3 protein-coding genes and 1 tRNA gene are annotated in these 1,646 nt (G+C 44.2%); 2 read left to right on the forward strand and 2 right to left on the reverse strand.

What is annotated here, in order from left to right:
• The coding region (locus tag V7Z69_RS09875) for a CoA-binding protein (protein WP_334139815.1) at positions 1–235 on the reverse strand (235 nt) is incomplete at its 3' end.
• An 83-nt stretch (positions 236–318) separates the two neighbouring features.
• Entirely contained in the window at positions 319–708 is a 390-nt protein-coding gene (locus V7Z69_RS09880; protein WP_334139816.1) for a hypothetical protein, read from the reverse strand.
• 88 nt (positions 709–796) lie between these two features.
• Here V7Z69_RS09880 and V7Z69_RS09885 point away from each other — a divergent pair.
• Both V7Z69_RS09885 and V7Z69_RS09890 read left to right on the forward strand, forming a co-directional pair.
• A tRNA-Ser gene (locus V7Z69_RS09885) sits at positions 797–884 on the forward strand.
• Between the two features lie 268 nt (positions 885–1,152).
• Positions 1,153–1,398, forward strand: a complete 246-nt coding sequence (locus V7Z69_RS09890) for a hypothetical protein (RefSeq protein WP_334139817.1) — start codon at positions 1,153–1,155, stop codon at positions 1,396–1,398.
• The last annotated feature ends 248 nt before the right edge of the window (positions 1,399–1,646 follow it).

The raw sequence follows: 1,646 nt of genomic DNA on the forward strand, positions 1-1,646 counted from the left end.
TGAAAAGGCATACCACATCCACATTTTCAGGGACCTCACTCAATGAGGAGTAACATAGAAAACCTAGCACCTCTTCCCCTGCAATAGAGGGGTTCACGGGGTACAGGTCGAAATTTTGTCCCTTCAGGTATTCCATAACGCCGAAGACTGGCCTATCCTGCTTCTGAGAAGCGCCTATCACGGCAACCTTACACGGATTGCACACGTAGCTCTCTATGATCTCTTCCATGTTCATTGACTCTCACCTCTTTAAGTGCAGTTATTGAAATCAGACGTCCCAACTGTAACTGTTTCCGCTACGCGGAAACATTCTTAACCTCAGGTGGACCATAGGCCTTCGAAAGGCGCCATCATTATCGTTTGGGGAAGTTCTTTAAGTTTAACCTTGATATCCACCGTCGAGGTACTTCCTGGCTTTAATTTGGCTTTGGGGCCCCTCAAAGGAACTTGGCTCAGCTGCTTACCCTCTACGTCGTAAAAACTAACGATCACTCCAGGAGCCGTAAGGTCCCTATCTGAAATGTTCTTAACTACAACCTTACCATTAACAGTCCCATTCTCAATGTCAAACTCCCAATTGGCGGACACTATCACCAAGGACATGTCCTCCGGTACTGTACATGTGCCGGTATCAGCTGCAAAACCTGTCCCTGCTGCCAACAGAAAAACTAGGCATGCCACACATACAATTAGCAACTTTTTATACATGATTATCATCCTTTCTATTTTTCATTCTAGAGGTTGGCATTATCTCCGCTTATTATTATAATAGGTTTTCGCGTATAATGGTTAGCGCGGAGGGCTGGCCGAGCGGTCGAAGGCGGCTGACTTGAAATCAGTTGAAGGGCAACCTTCCGGGGGTTCGAATCCCTCGCCCTCCGCCAGAGATATAGTCCTCTCGCTTCCTACTTAATTTTAAAACAACCCCTGCAATTTTAATCCCTCAGTATGCAATCAGGTCACGGCAATCTCTACTGTTCCGACAAACAGAGTGTTTTACAAATATAACAAGGTCGAAAAGGGTTGTCTCTCCGGCAAAACAACAAATGCCTTGGCAAATTGCACCCATATAAAACCTAATTTCAATATTTAGTGCTATTATATTTAGTAGAAAAACGCAGCAAATTGCAAAAACCAAGGCAGGTGAACTTCATGGCATGGGTTATGAGTCAAAGTGGGAAAGAAATAATGAACTGCGTGGCATTCCGTATCAAACGCCTGGAAGGATACAAAAAAACATTCATCGAGGGACAAATTAGTAACAGCGACACCTTCCATATCTTGGGTGAATTCGATTCGGAAGACGAAGCGATATCCATCTTTAAAGAGCTATACAAAACTCTTTCGTCCTCAGAAAACCCTTCTTTCGACTTCTCCAAACAACTTCCTAGGACCTAAAACGTCGTCAACAAAAAAGGCCGGAATCAGCTAATTAAGAGCTTCTTCCGGCCTTTTTGCAACTTGGCCTTCAAAAAATATAAACCTAACCTAAAGAGTATCAGGTTGAGGGTTTTCCAGGGTCTTTTTATTCCTCCAATAGTGCTGGACGACCATTCCCGTAAAAAGCACCAACCCCGCGAGTTTGTAAACTCCAAGGGGACTTACCATCCCTATGCCTATAACAGCAAAAAGAACCCTTTCCCATA

The sequence above is a fragment of the Thermovirga lienii genome, assembly GCF_036847465.1.
Lineage (GTDB): Bacteria > Synergistota > Synergistia > Synergistales > Thermovirgaceae > Thermovirga > Thermovirga lienii.

What these genes read in the sequence shown, in the direction of transcription:
- V7Z69_RS09880 (WP_334139816.1), bottom strand. Translation starts at nt 708, where the DNA reads ATGTATAAAAAGTTGCTAATTGTATGTGTGGCATGCCTAGTTTTTCTG.
- V7Z69_RS09890 (WP_334139817.1), top strand. Translation starts at nt 1,153, where the DNA reads ATGGCATGGGTTATGAGTCAAAGTGGGAAAGAAATAATGAACTGCGTG.